Here is a 14,998-nt window from a genome sequence, read left to right as displayed (position 1 = left end):
TAAAATTAGATTGCTAAACAGATCATATCTTATCCCATTAAACTACCTGTTCAAATTCGGCACTTATTGTTTTGCGGATATTGCCGCTATCTGAAGACCATTTTCTGCAAACAACTACAACAGCAGGCTTGTTTTTAGTGGGTTGAAATAAAAATGATTTCACCCCGCCATGGCGTTTTAAAAAATCTAACGCCTGATTGGCCTTTTCTGGTGTAAGAGATAAGTTCACATTGAATTTTTCAAGCTGTGAGTTTAGCCCATCAGGTTTACGTTGTTCATACCCATCACCAAAACTAACAGTTCTCACTCGGGGAGAGGATTCTGTTCCCATACCCGGTTTAATAGGCCAGTTAAATGTTTCCATTAACCCTCCATTATTCAGCCCTCAAAGGAGGGCTTCATATTATGTTACGCTTGAAACGAACCACCATCACGGCGTTCTTTTATCATAACTTGCTTGGTTTTTTGCTCCACTAAATTCAAAATTTGTTTAACTGCATTCGGCCCAATTTCCCCGTTGCTAGCATCATTTTGAATATTAATTTGGAAAGTTTGATTAACCTCACCGCCCGTTGGACCGCTTGCAGCTACAACCCCCAATTTCCCATCAATTCCTCGGCGTAAAGGTAATATCGCCTCTGGTCCTGCTTCACCCATTAATCCAGCGCCACGAGCAAACGGGAATAAAGTTGGCTTCGATACAATTTGCCCACTGTACGCACTAAGACCAGGAGAGTTGTATACACCCCCTTTTGCATTAGCGGTCACACCACCAAACCCAAAAGCTTCAAAACCTTTAACAATGCTCATTTTGATAGCAATTTCAGCTAGCATTTTCAAAATTGATTTAGTGAAGTCTTTAAAGTTGCCCTGTCCATCCACTAGCACGCTAGATAGTGTGGAACTAAATCCATTTAATGTCGCTGATGTAACGCTTTGAATTTGCGCATTAGCATCTAAGGCTGCGTCCCGATAGTCCCCCCAAGCTGTTTTCATGCCAGCCGCCCAATCTTGTTTTGCGGCATCTTCTTGGGCAAAAGTCGATAATTTTGCACCCTCTACCTTTTCCCATTGCGGGGTATTGCCATAGGTTGAGCGCAATTGCTCTATTTCGAGTGCCCGCTGAAGCTCTAAAGACGATTTGCCCAGCGAATCCGCAATGGCTTTTTGCCGCGCTTCTTGTTGCTTGACGTATTTATCAGCCTGATCTTGCAATTTATTAAGATGTTCTTGCTTGGAGATTTGGTCGCCGAAATCAGCTAATTTCATCTTATTGGCTAAAATACTTTCTTTATTTTTTAATAAAGATTGTTCATCAAGGGATAATTTACGAGTTTTGCTAGCCTCCTCTAAAACATTAAATTTGGCCTGTTCTAACTGTAAGTTTTTACGCTGCTGACTAATAAAGTCAGTGGCTGTTTGGTGTTGTTGCAGTAACTTTAGTTGCGCTTGTAGAGAGGTTAATTCCGCTTGTGAAGATTCGTCATGACGAGTGCCCATATCGGGCTTGTAAGCTTTTCCTTTTGGTGTTTTACGTGCTAATTCTTTCTTATACCGCTCATTTTCTCTCTGAATAGCTAGATCTTTTGCTGACTGAGAGGCGTGTTCATCATTTCTAATTCTCTTGAGTTCTCTTTGGTGCTTTTCCTCTGATGTCTCATATTTCTTTTTTAACGCTAAATCAGCTTCAAGCTGTTTCTTCATCTTCTCATTAAACGCAGAAATAGCATTTGCACCTGCATTAAACGATTTCTCATTACTTATCTGATTTTGCAGATTTTTAACTTCAGATGTTAGATTTTTAACTAGCGCTTTGTTTGCTTCTAAGTTTCTTGTAGCGTTTTGATTTAAAAATGATTCAGAGTTTCTTCCGACACCATACCCTGTTGTATCAGGGGCGCCTCCTTTTTCAGCAATTTCTAGCTCTTTTTTGGCTGCTACTAATTGCTGAACCTTTGCATCTAATTTATCTTGTACAGAAACAGATCGACCAACATTAAGCATTCTGTCCCATGCATTTTGAGCCGCTTCACCAACCCACTTCCATGCAGTTTCTAACGTCCCCAAGTTTTCACTAATTTGAGATGTCCTGTCTCTCATTGAATTAGCATAAGATTCCATGGCGATTTTAGCGGCATCAGATGTACGCCCTTGTTCCTCAAGCGTAGTTATTTGCTCAAGTTGCGTTGCCGTTAAAAAGTGGAGAGACTTATCCAATTCCATAACAGCTTGAACCGGCTGATCTTTGAGTCGCTGAAATTGCTTGATAGTTTCATCGATAGATTGCCCTGTGGCCTTTTCCATTTTTGCAGCAACACCAGCAACCATGTCTACCTGTGCGCCAGTGAACGAACCCGAACCAACGACTTGTGCTAGCGCATCAGCCATTTTGTACTGCGTGATACCGTCACCCGAAAGGGATTTAGCTAGCGCATTAAGCTGGCCTTGGGTTTTAGCGGCATAGTTGCCCGTTAAAATAAGTTGCTTGTTGTACTCGCTAAGCTCTTTCGATCCTTGGTATGCAGCCACGCCAAATGCCGTTAATGCACCAGCACCACCAAACATGGCCACTTTCCATGGTGTGATTAAAGATGTAATCGCTTTCAGTGAATTACCAAACCCACCAAAAGAGTCTTTAATTTGCCCTCCCTGCTGAACTGCGACTAACCACGGCGGCATGCCAGAAGCCAAAGAAGTGACAATATCGGTCATTTGCATTGGCAGCTGTCGCATTGCTTGTCGATATTGGCCAGAGCTAATCGTTACACCTTTTAACGCTACGTTTTGCTTTTCGAGTTTGCGAATGTAAACATCTGCCGAACTTGAAACGCCCAACTGAGCTGCTTGCACACGAAGCATTTCAGTACGTGACAAGTTTTGCTGAGTAACTTGCTCCTTTAACTTACTAATGAAGCGTTGCTTCGCCTGTGCTTGTTCTTCTTCAGCCTTTGTATTGGTTTTAATTATTCCACCGATACGGTGCTGTAGTGTTGCGTATTCCTTTCCGATTAAAAGCCCATTTTGATTATCCCTATTCATACTCTGCCGAATGGCTTGAGCCTCTACCAGCCCTTTATTGTACTTTTGCAATGCATCCATTTGAGCATCATACTGTGCAACAAGACTATGGTTGGGTATATTCTGCTTATCTTTTCGTGTCTCTTCTTCAAAAATACGCTTTACATTTTGATGAGTCCAATCCATCGAGCGTACTTCTTCCTCTAGTTCAGCGACTCTTTTTTGGTGAGCTGCTGTCGAGGCATCGCTAAATTCCTTTAGTTGAGATTGCCGCTTCCTTAACCTCTCACTTTCTTTTGCAGCAGCATGATCAAGAGCAGTTTGGACCATTTTTGCAAATCGCTGATCATCGCGCGCTTTCTTCTCTAGATCACGTTCAACACGGCCTGCTTTTTCAAGATACTCCGTGGTATTCGCGCCAATCTTAATCTCAAGATCTGCTATTTGGTGGCTCATACCGTACTCCCCCGGATATTCCTTCGCTCGCTAACTGAATAGCTTCATCTGACATTTCGCTATCATCTGACTCAATGTCAGTTAGCAGCATAAAGTCGGTTAATTTTGTATCACCACCAAACATGGTTTGAAATACGGTTTTTTGTAAGGCAGCAAACTCAGCATCAATGAGCTGTGGCGTGAACGGCACTTTGCTGAAATGGTCTGTCCAATCGCCATACTCGGAAGCGCTGATTTCATCTAGCATTCGTCGCCAATCAGGACGTCTAAATTCACGCGCAAGTCTCAAAGCAAACACCCGTTCACGCGCAACTACTTTTCCATTGGTTCAGCTTCTTGCTTTTCTTGATCAGAACCCACACCTGAATCACTATCTTCGTCTTTCATTCCGCTTAATTTAGAGGCAATATCAAACGCACTTTTTAGTGCTGAATCTCCCCAGTTATCAAGAATTTCATGATAAACAGTTTCAACATCACGATTTCTGTCAGCATTCCAGATAGAGCGCGAAACTATCCATGCCAACTGCTCAACTCCATGACGACTTACTTTAGCTCCTCGCGCATGCCCTTCAAGGTCTCCAAGTTCGCTTTCTTGTTGAACTAAAAGTTCAAAATATTCAGTACGTTGCAATGCAGTCAACTCAAAAAGAACAATATTTGCGTCACCGATAGATAGGTCTTTTTTCTTTAAAAACATAGTATTACCCTTTTATTGGATACAAAAAAGCCACAAATAATGTGGCTATCTTATTGATTTAAAATATTTATTACTCTTTTGGTTGAGTAACCGTTTTACCCGCTGGTTTTGGGGGGATTTCTTCTGCCATGGTTGGTCGCCCAGTGTTCTTAATCTTCACAGTTCGAGTCATGGTTTCTTTGATTGGGATTGATTTACCTAGGCCGCTAATCCAGCCCTTAAATAAATCAAGCGTGCCATTTGGGTACAGAATTTTGTAAAAGCGAGGCAGACCTTCATCAAACCATTTAACAAGATCTTTTTGCCCTTCCTCACCCGGTAACCACGCAAGGGTAACGCTGGTTTCGCCAGAGGACTTTTCACCTTGAGTTGTGTTTTCCCAGTCACCGTTAGGATCATCGAGATAGCTATCATCTTCACTTGCCGCAGTAATTTCCCCCGGCTCTAGTGATTTAATTCTGGCTAATCGAGTAAAACCCGTATCAAGATACGGATCCTTAGTGGGGTCATCCGTTCCGGTATAGACCCAAAGTGTTGTGCCTGCCCCTTTTGTGGGCTCCAGTGGATTTGGTACTTTTGCCATCGTAAAATTCCTTACATTTCATATTCAATTCGGTAAGTGATATCAACCGAAGCCCATAGCGCCATTTCATCATCACGATCGTAATCAAACCCTTTTGGTGTCATGTCGGTTAAAACATCACCTAAGTTGGTCATATTTTTGATTGCTGGGTATAACTTTTCATCTACCCATTTATCTAAATCAGAATCGGTTTTTGCTGCTTTTAAAAACAGCTCAATATGAAGAATGGCAGTCCACTGGTTGCTATCAAGGTACTTTGGATCTGGGCGAGGTTCGGTTAAATAAACCGCAACAACAGGCAATTCATTTTCATCGAAGTTAACGGGTCGCCCGTCATAAGTTGATAATTTCGGAATGCTGTTCTTAAGCCCCTCAATCACTAACTCGCGGATCTTGGTATGCGAAATCACTATCCCCCCTTAAAATAAAGTCGTAACTGGTTGTTCAAGGCATATCGCATTTCTTTATCAATATCCGCATCACGAACTTTGATAACGTGCTCCTCAAAAGCATCCGTTAACGGCTTTGCTAACGGAATTTTCACAACCTCAATCGGGTATCGGCTTTTCCCAACCCGTTGCATGACGTGCCAGCGGCCATTATTAAGTTGCTGAATAAACGCACCATGAAAAGTAAATTTACCGACTTTCAAAACACTGTTGTGCCGCCTTTCAATACCTCGACTTCGTGAAAGCTGCACTCTTGCAGTGCCTAGAACAATCGCAGGTAAATTTCCTCGGTTAACGGTTATTCTGGCTTTGGCTGTGCCTTGCTTTGAACTTGCTCTCTTAAGTCGCACACGCTTGCGGATTATTTTTTGTGGGATTTTGGTTTCTCGGGAAACGTCCTTAACGCTGCGGCTAATTGCTCTCGTCGCGATTCGGTTTATCGCCTGCGCCGTTGCAATCGGAGTTACTTTCTCAACGATGAGGTTGAGATTTCGAATGGCTTCATCCTTCCCCTTCATCATCATCGTCCTCAACAAAAATCATCCATTTACCATTAAATCGTTGATAGCGAGTGACCAGATAAGAGCGCCCACCAGCAACCACTTTGTCGTTTTTTCTGGGTTGGTATCCCGCTGAAAAAATGACGTAAGAAAGCCCATCGCCCGTAATGGGACCAAATTGGGGTAAAAAGTGAGAATCTACCCCGATGTGGTCTATGCCATTAATAGATATAGTCTTCCCCATTCGCCTGGTGGTGAGTGCGTCCACCCGATCTGTCAACCGTTCAAACGCACTCATAAATTAGCCACCTGCCGCCGCTGTTGCTGGGAAAATATTGAGTTTGACCGGGACCAATTCAGCCCCCGTTTCCGCTGCCGCCCAAGTAACGCCAACAGGAACGCCACCTTTATCCGCAACAACCCCTTTATCTCCGGTGACGGCTTGTCCAGCCGTCAAAGCAACACCCGCTTTTTTAGGCAGTAAATAAACCCCCTCAGCAAAGCCATCTCCGGTTTCACCCGGTGCAATATTTGTTGCAGCAACGCATGCTAAAGAGCCCACCATCACAAGCGCTCCGCTTAAAATCACATCTTTAGCTGACGTATTGATAATCTCAATGGTTAAACCCTGCTGTTGATAATTCTTAGCCATAACTTCTCCTTCTGGCCCCGAAGAGCCAGATTTTAGGTATAAAAAAAGCCCATTAGGGCGAGAGATTTTGTATTCTTAGTTTTGCTTATGGTGCTTCAACACGCACCAATCCGCGATAATCAACAGGAGCAACGCCAGCATCAATGCGGACTTTTGTAGTTACACCGTCAGAAGTGAAACCTTCTTGTTGGTCGATATAAGGTGTATCAACACCATTTAGATAAGCGACTTCGATTGTGTCAGTTCCTTTTGCTGAAGTCATATACCAAGTGGTATCACTCTTATTGTCTAAGCGCGGCTCGGTGATAATTTCTGCAATATTGCGAATTGGGTTAATAACGCCAGCATTAACATCAGCCCCTCTTACGCTGGCAGAGCCAACCACTTGTAGCGCGTCAGTTTCTAACGCTGTTGGTACTAACATAAAAGCAGGTCGGATGTTTAGGGTTCGGTCTCCTTCTTTTTGCTTGCGCATGGCCGTTCTACCCTTGCTGATAGTATCAACATCCATCCCACCTTTCAGAGTGTTACCATGATCTGCACTGAACAATGCTTTACTGTCAGAATTTAACTTCTCATTTTCAATTAGAAGTGTATAAACAAGATCGCCAATTGTCGCTTTTGCCGCACGACCTAGCTTCATTGGTGTATCCGTTAGCATAGACATATCATCATTGATAATGGCCTGACGTGAAATACTAAACAAGTTACCGTATGTTGCTAGCGCGATGGTTTCCTTTTTATCGTTAGTTGTAACGTATTTGTATTCCGCGCCTTCACGAACTTCGTTCAATGAATTAAAACCACCCATACCGACACGAGATGCTGTTTTAAAGTCACTGAGTTGACCTTTCTTGGTCCATTTATCGAATGTCTCGTCAGCTTCATCCCATCCTAATAAAATAGATTTATTAGCGACATCTAACAAGATGTTACCGAAATCAGAAGTAGTATGAGTGAATGCCATTGCAATCATTTGCATTGGGTTATAGCTAGAAACGCCAATACCACGCTCAGTTAATGACATTCGGGCCAATTCACGCAATGTCATATGATTAAATGGATTATCCGCTTCAGCGTTATCATACCCTGCGCGGCTCATTAATGACGCGCGGACACTATCACCTACGATGTTACCGTTATTTGCATAAATGTGAGCACCATAGTTGACTGTATTCGTTGGTGTCGCTTCTTTCCCTAATTTATCGAGTAGTTTCTTTCTAGCGTCCTCAACTGTGCAGGCCACATCGAGAACACACTCCATCATCATTTCATTATGCTTGCCGCCGAACATGGCAAATAAATCCTTAATCCCATTCATACGCGCTTGTTCAGCTTGACGCGCTTGGGCTTGAATACCTGCGGTATCAGGCTCTTGAGTATTGGTTGGGTTTTGTGGTTGTGGTGCTGGATCTGCCGATGGCGCCGACGTGTTACGGGGGTTGGTCAGACTATTTTTTAACGTGTTTTTTAATGAATTAGGCATGGATTTAAATTCCTCAATGCGTTTAGATGAAAGGCTGGCCATCGCTTTGACTGGCTCAATAACGGAGTTAGCAAAACCGTGCTCCACACACTCTTCTGCCGTTAACCATGTCTCATCACCGAGCATGGCTTCAATTTCTTCTTTCGTTTTTCCCGTTTTCTCCATATAAGCGGGGATTAAAACGTTTTCGACCTTATCAAGCAGGTCAGCATAACTGCGCATATCATTGGCATCGCCCCACGATACGCCCCAAGGCTTGTGGATCATCATCATGGCATTTTTTGGCATTTTGACTTCATCACCTACCATGGCAATAACTGACGCCATCGAAGCTGCTAGCCCATCGATGTAAACCGTAATGGTGGCATTATGATTTTTGAGCTGATTGTAAATAGCGATACCCTCGAAAACCTCACCTCCTGGTGAATGAATATGAAGGTTGATATGATTGATATTGCCAAGGGAAATTAAATCTTCGGTAAATCGCCGGGCGCTAATTCCCCACATTCCAATTTCGTCATGAATATAAATATCAGCTGAAGTCTCGCTGGTCGCTTTCATTTGAAACCAGCTTTTCTCCGGTGGTTTACTCATCGTTATGCTGTTTTTGGGCGGCATGAGATGTGTATTTTTCGTCTGCATTATCGTTACCTTTGTCGTTTGCTGGATCAGTATCAAATTTCAGTCCCAGTCGTTCATTTTCATCAATTTCCGCTTTGCGGCGGCGTTTAACTTCCGCTGGGTTACCACCTCTTGCGCGCACCCAATCGCTTTCTGTCGCAGATCCTCCGCGAATTTGCGTTTTCCATGCATTTGATTCTTTAACCGGATCAATCCACGGCATAACAGGACCGTTATAAGTGGCGTTGTAAAGAGAAATAGGGTCAATGTCAGGTGGGACAGTAATAACACCCGAGAGTATCGCCATTTGTAACCATTTTCGGTACATTGGGCGACTTATCGCCCCACAAAAGGTATCTTGTAGGACATAATACCCTTCAAATGACTCAACAAGTTCTTGTCGCTGGGCGCTGTAAGTTCCGTTGTAATCACGAGATATGCTGGAGTAACTAACGCGGCTACCTGCTGAAAAGGCTCTAATCTGACCATTTCTAAAACTTTCAAGATTTGGGTTTGGACGGTCTGATTTAATCATGCCAACGTCTTCACCGGGGAGTAGGCCATCATAAATAATACCCGGCTCTATCAGAATATTTCTGTCCTCCTTTGCGTCATCATCGTCATACCCACCAGCGTCCCCTTTTTTGATATACATTCCCAATGATGCAGCAATTCTTGCAGCCGTTAACTCAGCATCTTCGTAATCTTTCAACGCACTCAAGCGCAGTAATATTCCTGAAAATAAACTATTTCCACGTAGCTGGTGTAATCGACGTACATGCTTTAGGTGAAGCATATCCTCAGAGGGGATAGACTTGAGATTTCCCATTTGCTGACCTGTGGTTAGTAAATTTTTATGAACAAGATAAGCTTGTGGCTTGCCCCAATTATTTACTTGAATGCCTTGGCGAATATTTTCACCTGTATCATCCAAATGGATAGGCACAAAGTCAGGCTCTAATGCTTCCAACCAAAATGGAATGCCGGCTTGTTTATCTAACCCTTTTTGATTTCCCTTCACTATCTGAGCGAACACTTCACCGTCTCGCAACCACGTTCTGACTAAAAGGCGCTCAAGCATTGGGCGCGTAAATTGCCCTGTAACTTCTGGACAAATAGACCATTCGGCCCAAGCGGCTCTTATCTGCTTAGCAAGATCCTCATGAATCTGTCCTGTTAGTGATAATGGCTGTGGTTCGACGATAATGCCGCTTCGCCCAACAATTCGCTCTTCCATTTTATCGAGAATACCAATTGAAAGGTCGTTATTGTTATCTAGCCAGCGCGCTTGCTCTCGTAACGACTTACCCCCAAATTGTGTTAATTGGTTAGCATTACGTGGCTCCCTTCGTGCCTTATGTAGTCGTGATGGCATTGCGGCTTCATAAGCCATGATTTGGTTTCGTGAGCGCAAACGACTACTGGCCCACCCGGGCGAGACCACCGATATCGCTTTATCAAGAAAATTCATTGGAACCTCGCTAATTTATAGCCGGGTGACTTGCGATTTGCGGCACTGCTTTGTGAATATCGCCGCTCCCAATATTCTCGCCCCTTACGGATCTCGCTGAGATTTTCCATTGTCATGGACTGTCCATTGAACGTGACACTTTTCCCTTGCAGTATTTCCATCTCTGCTTTTAAATACGCGTCCATCATTTTTTTAATTTCTTCTCGGGTCATACCCATCCCCCAGATGTTGAAGACACAGGAGCCCATGCCGAGCTTGTGCTAGGCTTGGTTTCTTGCGTTTCTGTTTGAGTTTGAATTGGTGTTGATTTTGGAGGAGGTTGATTAGAAGTCAGAGGCGATAGTTTAACTTCGCTGATATCCGGCAACTGAGCCCACTTAGGTGGGTTCTCCCATTTGATTTTTTCGTAACCGAGTAAAATAACCAATGCATGTGCATAGACCATCAAGTCAAAAGCTTCGTTAGCCCCTTTGCCCGGTTTACTCCATTTCCCATTATTGTCTCGCTCTTCATACGTGAGTTCATCGTAGAAAGAATCATCAAGCCAATCAGGAAAATGAATATAGTTATTACCCACCGTTTCTCGCCCCAAATGTGAGGAAATACGGTCTTTTAATTCATTTGTCTGCAATAAATGAATAGGCACATCACCACGCGCTTTTGCGCGGCGGTCTGAACGTTCAGTGTTATCAGGATAGGATTTGGTGATTAGTTTACTTTTGGCTTTACCATCCCCTTTAAATAAATAGACACGACGCGCTAGCCCATCTTTTTTACATTTACGCCAAAATTGATAAGCGTTATCCGTTACCCCTTCCTCACCACCCGTATCTATCGCCATGCGATAGATACCCATTTCCACTTCATTGTTGTCTTGCAATGGATAGGTTTTATCGAGCACATCGGAAATTAATACTTTCCAATCTTCCGCATAAGAAGAAGGGTCAATTTTTTCAGCCTCACCATCTTTGCTATAACGTAAAGAGCGAGTGATGTCGAAACGATCTATTATCCAACGTTCGCCTCTGGCGCCATAGCCTGTGACTTGAACGACAAATCGCCGCTTTTTACCGCCCTGCACGTCAACGGTAGCAACAAGAAAACGAACGCCATCGGGTACCGTTCCATAATCCCAATATTCAGCGCGCACCTTAAGATCATCACCACTTCGCTGCTCTTGGCTGATTTTCGGTAAATAAGGCTGTCCCCAGTCAGTGTTAATGACTGATTTTAGCGTTTCCTCGCTACCAGTTCGCTCGTACTCCTGTTCCGCATTGAGTAAGTTATAAACTAACTTTTCCCATGTTTGATAAGCTGCGGCGGGGCCTTCCATCCAAAATGAAGCAATGCGAGACTCTCTTGGTTTGCCAGTGATCCCACCGTGTTTATCGATTGACTGACCTTCCTTGACCCAAACACCTTTATTGTTTAGCTCTCTTTTTTGTTCCGGCTCAATAACACCAAAACAATGGGGACATTGTAATCGAGCTGCTTTGCTGCCTACTGACGGGTCGTCGTCATCACTAAAACCAGTCATATTATCCCGAACTGGTAAAAAATATTCTTCGCAGTGAGGACATGGCCAATACCAACGTCGACGATCACCGCGATTATAAAGTGACAAAATACCAGTGGTAGGTGGTGCCTCGTGTGGTGTATTTCTACGCCATTTACTGTCTGTTATTTCTCGACCAGGAGAGCTTTCAACAAGCGTTTTACCTGCGGACATGAATGTCGTTGTACGTTTTGCACCAAGTGTATAAACATCCCCCTCATTATCCACATCTTCCGTAATTCGATCATAGTCTGTAATTGCAACAAACTTATAATCTGATGATGAAAGTACGTTTACCGATGGCCACCCAATTTTTAAGTAATTACCAGCTTTAAATGTTTTGTCGTGGACGTTGTTATCATTGCGATGTGGACTCATCCGTTTTGCTACTTCTTTACTCGACCTAAATGTTCTATCTAGTCGTTTTTTTGAATGTTCTCTCGCCTTTTCTTCTGATACTTGTACTAATAAAAAGTCTGCTGGGTCGCACACAATGGTATAAACAATCCATCCATCGACTAAACCAAGTGATTTCCCTGTCCTTGCAGGGCCTACAAATATGACTGAATCATAACGACGATCCGAAAGACAGTTCATTGGCTCAATGATGTACGGCGTTAATGAGTCGTCCCACGGTATTGATGAACCTTCACCCATTGGAACGCGCATATATCTTTTCACTGCTTTTGCTACTGGCATTCGCCGCGGCGCTTTAAGTAATGCAGAAACGTCTTTTCTAACTCCAGATGCGGAAGCATATCTTACTGTCATTCGTCATCATCCTCCGCATCTAAAACTTTGGACGCTAGAAGGTCTCTCAATTCATCCACAATGATTTGTGCCTCAGTGAGCTGTTCAGCATTCCAACCTTTATCACGTTCTAACTTATCGGGCCATGTATCTAAAACTTGTGTAATTGCTTTAACCAATACCGCCATTTCCAAATGCACATCGGCAACAGGAACCAGTTGTTTAAGTGTGGTTTCTAGTTTTATCCGTTCGTTTTCAGACTGGAACCAATCCTTGCGATCCTTAGGCGGCATTAATGATGGGTCTTGCAAACTGCTCGTATTGGCATCAGGGTCAGCACCGAAAAGTATCGGGCCGATATCTCGTAAAGCGTAAACGGGATTCCCCCGAACCATATTTGCTATCGGGGTGTTTGCATCGAGCAATCGCTTTTTAACTGTTCCGCGATTCAAGCCGAATGCTTCAGCAATCTTAGCCACGCTCCAGTTGTAGGCGTCCCCCAGATTGCTGATGTTGGACATTGACACCTCACTCTGTCAGGTGAAAACTGATATTTTTATTTATTATCAGATAGATATAACACATTGAGGTGACAACTCATTTTGAAAATTGTCACCTCAATGTCGATATTTACAAATTAAATCAATCGGTTAAATCACCTGCTGCTGACAGCATGAAAAATTGAAAATGAGCCGTTTCCCGCGAGCGCGCCGCCCCGTGGAGAGGGTACCCCCTCGGGAGTACCTTTTGAATTATGTGTAAAATTTATTATTTTCATCGAGTTAAGTTTTCGTAGGCACAAAAAAACCACCTATCTAAGGTGGTTAATTAGAAATATTAAATTTACTTATTTAGGGCTTCTTGAATTGCATCAGCAAGATCACTTACCTCTTGCTTTGCCCAAGTTAAATCATTGGCCATTGATCCACCCTGAGCTGATGAACCGCTCCCAGCTGAAGATACGATGATTTCTAAGGCTGCTTGAACGGCTATCATTCTTTTTCTTTTATCCGATCCTGAAGGGGCTTCATCCCAAGTAAAGTACTCCTCTAACATAAATGCTCTCCTTATAATAAATAAGCACTTATAGATATTGTGGCTTTTGATTGAAAAAACAACCCTGCATGCTAAAAATTATAGTTATTACATAACTCTTATTAATGCCACTCAATGAAAAAACCACCAGTGATTAGCTGATGGCTGTACTCCGATTTGGATTAAGTAATAACTAGTGATAATATCTTGCCGCCAGCCAAGGATGGCTGGTCTTACTACAATAATTATAAAGTTACATTTCCATTAGATATGCCCTTCTATAGAGGGGCTTTTTTTATTTCGTCACCTGCCGCAGTTGTTCAATTTCCTGTATTGCTTTCTTGTCGAGAATATATTTTACTATTCGATAAGAATCCCACCACAAAGAGAGCTGTCAATATATGTATACTTACCCCGTTGCGCTCTTACTCATATCTATCCCTATCCTTGTCTGCATCCTATTCATCATTAGTAAAGATAAAGAACAGCCAGATATCACGGCGCTTTTTTTAAAGTTCGCCATCTACTTATTAAGCACCCTTACTTTCATAAGTTTAATTTTTTTGGCAAGAGCCTTTACTGATTGGTATTAACGTAAACACTCCGTTCTAATGTTATTTTGGGTTATTTCTAGCCGCTTCAATCTCTCGAATGGCCTTTTTATCTAAATTACATTGCTCGATCACCGTTAATAGTGATTCATTTATCAGTAGAGAGTCACCCCAAGGGAATATCTCAGGGATGTACTCAGGCAAGCAATCATTGAGCAGATGGGCTGGGATGGGTACTGATGGCGTTTGAACGTATTCTATTCGCGTGGTTGTGCAGCTCGACAGTAGCATCACGAGGAGCATCAATAGCAGCACACTTATCACCCACAATAACGGTTTTGATAATAGTTTTAACCGTTTCAGAAGCCACTGCTGCAGCGTCACGCTCCCTAAGGTTATTTCGTGAAATTTCATTAAACGTTACCGAAAGTTCTAAAACGGTGGACAATATGAATTGATTGGCGGCTAGCTCATTAGCTTTTTTATCAAACTTATCACTCAATTTGTCATAGTCATCAGCAACCCACCAGAGCCAAAATAGCAAAATGGCACAAGCGGCCATTAATGCTTTAGTTAGCGACCCCATATCACGACTCTTTAACTGACAGCGCAGCATCACCGATTGGCAGAGGTCGATTATCAATTTCCACCCCATCTGGCCAGCGGTACGAAAGAACACGCTCTTTTGGGAATGCTTTAATATTAACCGCATCTGATTGATTACCGCCCAGCAACAATGGATTGCCAGATTTGTCCACACCAACAACAAAGCCAACATGCCCACCACCAGTTCTCTTACCAACACAAATACAACCGTATTTTGGTTCATTCAGCTTAATACCAAATGTTAGATAAGATTGTGAAGAGTCTGAACGAGGTGAGCGGATACCAGCTCGTTCTAGCATCGCATTAGCATAGCCAGCACACCAAGGAACATCTTTGGCGGTACCAACTAAGCCACGCAACTTACTATCAATCCACATCTGATCTACAGCTTTCGAGCCTGAATCGGTATGCTCAGACACACCGATTTCTTTTTTAGCCTCAATTAACCATTTTGGATCTGTCATTTTTTCACCATAAAAGTAAAAGGCCGCTTAATTAGCAGCCAGATTGATTTGATTCGGGACATTAACTTACTAATGACAACAATTGACATGATGTTGCCACCA

At 43.0% G+C, this 14,998-nt stretch carries 17 protein-coding genes and 1 pseudogene; all 18 read right to left on the bottom strand.

The window, feature by feature from the left end; all coding sequences use genetic code 11:
- Window positions 1–37: 37 nt before the first annotated feature.
- The 18 genes and pseudogenes from AC4IFT_RS21000 to AC4IFT_RS20915 all read right to left on the bottom strand — a co-directional run bounded on the left by AC4IFT_RS21000 (window position 38) and on the right by AC4IFT_RS20915 (window position 14,896).
- On the bottom strand, window positions 38–364 hold the full coding sequence (locus AC4IFT_RS21000) for a phage tail protein (protein WP_198634825.1): 327 nt from the start codon (window positions 362–364) through the stop codon (window positions 38–40).
- Between the two features lie 44 nt (window positions 365–408).
- Window positions 409–3,474, bottom strand: a complete 3,066-nt coding sequence (locus tag AC4IFT_RS20995; protein ID WP_490752628.1) for a phage tail tape measure protein — start codon at window positions 3,472–3,474, stop codon at window positions 409–411.
- Window positions 3,449–3,763, bottom strand: coding sequence for a phage tail assembly protein T (locus tag AC4IFT_RS20990; protein WP_490752626.1), 315 nt, complete (start codon window positions 3,761–3,763; stop codon window positions 3,449–3,451). Before AC4IFT_RS20990 ends, AC4IFT_RS20995 begins: the two co-directional genes overlap by 26 nt.
- A 23-nt stretch (window positions 3,764–3,786) precedes the next feature.
- Window positions 3,787–4,173, bottom strand: coding sequence for a phage tail assembly chaperone G (gene gpG / locus AC4IFT_RS20985; protein WP_490752624.1), 387 nt, complete (start codon window positions 4,171–4,173; stop codon window positions 3,787–3,789).
- Between the two features lie 91 nt (window positions 4,174–4,264).
- Window positions 4,265–4,756, bottom strand: a pseudogene (locus AC4IFT_RS20980) (phage tail tube protein); the annotation flags it as partial.
- Between the two features lie 11 nt (window positions 4,757–4,767).
- The gene (gene gpU / locus AC4IFT_RS20975; protein WP_490752623.1) at window positions 4,768–5,166 is read right to left on the bottom strand and encodes a phage tail terminator protein; all 399 of its coding nucleotides are present in this window, start codon (window positions 5,164–5,166) and stop codon (window positions 4,768–4,770) included.
- Window positions 5,166–5,729, bottom strand: a complete 564-nt coding sequence (locus AC4IFT_RS20970; protein ID WP_490752621.1) for a phage tail protein — start codon at window positions 5,727–5,729, stop codon at window positions 5,166–5,168. Before AC4IFT_RS20970 ends, gpU begins: the two co-directional genes overlap by 1 nt.
- Window positions 5,707–6,003: an ATP-binding protein gene (locus tag AC4IFT_RS20965; RefSeq protein ID WP_490752619.1), complete on the bottom strand. Its 297-nt coding sequence runs from the start codon at window positions 6,001–6,003 to the stop codon at window positions 5,707–5,709. The genes AC4IFT_RS20970 and AC4IFT_RS20965 overlap by 23 nt, the downstream gene beginning before the upstream one ends.
- Window positions 6,004–6,006: 3 nt before the next feature.
- Window positions 6,007–6,357, bottom strand: coding sequence for a DUF2190 family protein (locus AC4IFT_RS20960; RefSeq protein WP_490752617.1), 351 nt, complete (start codon window positions 6,355–6,357; stop codon window positions 6,007–6,009).
- 85 nt (window positions 6,358–6,442) lie between these two features.
- The gene (locus AC4IFT_RS20955; RefSeq protein WP_490752649.1) at window positions 6,443–8,461 is read right to left on the bottom strand and encodes a ClpP-like prohead protease/major capsid protein fusion protein; all 2,019 of its coding nucleotides are present in this window, start codon (window positions 8,459–8,461) and stop codon (window positions 6,443–6,445) included.
- Entirely contained in the window at window positions 8,430–9,935 is a 1,506-nt protein-coding gene (locus tag AC4IFT_RS20950) for a phage portal protein (protein ID WP_490752615.1), read from the bottom strand. Before AC4IFT_RS20950 ends, AC4IFT_RS20955 begins: the two co-directional genes overlap by 32 nt.
- Entirely contained in the window at window positions 9,932–10,147 is a 216-nt protein-coding gene (locus AC4IFT_RS20945; protein ID WP_336432785.1) for a DUF6148 family protein, read from the bottom strand. Before AC4IFT_RS20945 ends, AC4IFT_RS20950 begins: the two co-directional genes overlap by 4 nt.
- Window positions 10,144–12,261, bottom strand: coding sequence for a phage terminase large subunit family protein (locus AC4IFT_RS20940; RefSeq protein WP_490752613.1), 2,118 nt, complete (start codon window positions 12,259–12,261; stop codon window positions 10,144–10,146). The genes AC4IFT_RS20945 and AC4IFT_RS20940 overlap by 4 nt, the downstream gene beginning before the upstream one ends.
- The gene (locus AC4IFT_RS20935) at window positions 12,258–12,761 is read right to left on the bottom strand and encodes a DUF1441 family protein (RefSeq protein ID WP_490752612.1); all 504 of its coding nucleotides are present in this window, start codon (window positions 12,759–12,761) and stop codon (window positions 12,258–12,260) included. The genes AC4IFT_RS20940 and AC4IFT_RS20935 overlap by 4 nt, the downstream gene beginning before the upstream one ends.
- 322 nt (window positions 12,762–13,083) lie before the next feature.
- Window positions 13,084–13,296 (bottom strand): hypothetical protein, encoded by a 213-nt coding sequence (locus AC4IFT_RS20930; protein ID WP_222960263.1) that lies wholly within the window; start codon window positions 13,294–13,296, stop codon window positions 13,084–13,086.
- Window positions 13,297–13,889: 593 nt separating this feature from the next.
- A complete protein-coding gene (gene lysC / locus AC4IFT_RS20925) occupies window positions 13,890–14,117 on the bottom strand; it encodes an Rz1-like lysis system protein LysC (RefSeq protein WP_490752647.1) in 228 nt (75 codons plus the stop codon).
- A complete protein-coding gene (locus tag AC4IFT_RS20920; protein WP_490752651.1) occupies window positions 14,035–14,412 on the bottom strand; it encodes a hypothetical protein in 378 nt (125 codons plus the stop codon). Before AC4IFT_RS20920 ends, lysC begins: the two co-directional genes overlap by 83 nt.
- A gap of 1 nt (window position 14,413) precedes the next feature.
- Complete coding sequence (locus tag AC4IFT_RS20915; protein WP_490752610.1) at window positions 14,414–14,896, bottom strand: TIGR02594 family protein; 483 nt, start codon at window positions 14,894–14,896, stop codon at window positions 14,414–14,416.
- Window positions 14,897–14,998 lie beyond the last annotated feature (102 nt).

The organism is Providencia sp. UF-183 (assembly GCF_058246155.1).
This window is presented reverse-complemented; position numbering and strand designations above follow the sequence as displayed.

Bases quoted from the DNA above. Each gene is read 5' to 3' on its own strand.
- AC4IFT_RS21000 (WP_198634825.1), bottom strand. From the start codon at position 364: ATGGAAACATTTAACTGGCCTATTAAACCGGGTATGGGAACAGAATCC.
- AC4IFT_RS20995 (WP_490752628.1), bottom strand. From the start codon at position 3,474: ATGAGCCACCAAATAGCAGATCTTGAGATTAAGATTGGCGCGAATACC.
- gpG (WP_490752624.1), bottom strand. From the start codon at position 4,173: ATGTTTTTAAAGAAAAAAGACCTATCTATCGGTGACGCAAATATTGTT.
- AC4IFT_RS20970 (WP_490752621.1), bottom strand. From the start codon at position 5,729: ATGATGATGAAGGGGAAGGATGAAGCCATTCGAAATCTCAACCTCATC.
- AC4IFT_RS20965 (WP_490752619.1), bottom strand. From the start codon at position 6,003: ATGAGTGCGTTTGAACGGTTGACAGATCGGGTGGACGCACTCACCACC.
- AC4IFT_RS20960 (WP_490752617.1), bottom strand. From the start codon at position 6,357: ATGGCTAAGAATTATCAACAGCAGGGTTTAACCATTGAGATTATCAAT.
- AC4IFT_RS20955 (WP_490752649.1), bottom strand. From the start codon at position 8,461: ATGCCGCCCAAAAACAGCATAACGATGAGTAAACCACCGGAGAAAAGC.
- AC4IFT_RS20950 (WP_490752615.1), bottom strand. From the start codon at position 9,935: ATGAATTTTCTTGATAAAGCGATATCGGTGGTCTCGCCCGGGTGGGCC.
- AC4IFT_RS20945 (WP_336432785.1), bottom strand. From the start codon at position 10,147: ATGACCCGAGAAGAAATTAAAAAAATGATGGACGCGTATTTAAAAGCA.
- AC4IFT_RS20940 (WP_490752613.1), bottom strand. From the start codon at position 12,261: ATGACAGTAAGATATGCTTCCGCATCTGGAGTTAGAAAAGACGTTTCT.
- AC4IFT_RS20935 (WP_490752612.1), bottom strand. From the start codon at position 12,761: ATGTCCAACATCAGCAATCTGGGGGACGCCTACAACTGGAGCGTGGCT.
- AC4IFT_RS20930 (WP_222960263.1), bottom strand. From the start codon at position 13,296: ATGTTAGAGGAGTACTTTACTTGGGATGAAGCCCCTTCAGGATCGGAT.
- lysC (WP_490752647.1), bottom strand. From the start codon at position 14,117: ATGCTACTGTCGAGCTGCACAACCACGCGAATAGAATACGTTCAAACG.
- AC4IFT_RS20920 (WP_490752651.1), bottom strand. From the start codon at position 14,412: ATGGGGTCGCTAACTAAAGCATTAATGGCCGCTTGTGCCATTTTGCTA.
- AC4IFT_RS20915 (WP_490752610.1), bottom strand. From the start codon at position 14,896: ATGACAGATCCAAAATGGTTAATTGAGGCTAAAAAAGAAATCGGTGTG.